This is a genomic window from Paraburkholderia sp. SIMBA_053 (assembly GCF_046534895.1).
Lineage (GTDB): Bacteria > Pseudomonadota > Gammaproteobacteria > Burkholderiales > Burkholderiaceae > Paraburkholderia > Paraburkholderia caledonica.
The window spans coordinates 1-229 of sequence record NZ_JAWRXU010001925.1; the positions used below are offsets into that span (position 1 = coordinate 1).

General features: G+C 69.9%; 1 protein-coding gene. It reads right to left on the bottom strand.

What is annotated here, in order from left to right:
* A partial coding sequence (locus SB753_RS42255) for a hypothetical protein (protein ID WP_410805849.1) occupies positions 1-210 on the bottom strand: 210 nt, incomplete at its 3' end.
* Positions 211-229 lie beyond the last annotated feature (19 nt).

A 229-nucleotide genomic window follows, 5' to 3' on the forward strand; every position in this document is an offset into this window, starting at 1 on the left:
GGTCACGTCCCTCGTCGAACGGTTGACCGCGTCGACCATCAGCCCGAGGTCGCGGTTGCGGAGCCCGGCGCCGCTGTGCACGAGGCGCAGCGGTGCGCCAATAGCCGAGGGCTGCAGATCTGCGAACGGTGTGGCGTTCGTGACGACTTCGGGCGCGAAGCCGACCTCTCGTTCGTACTCCTTCGCCAGACCGGGACTCACGGTCGTCACGGCGTCGGCCCGCCGCACG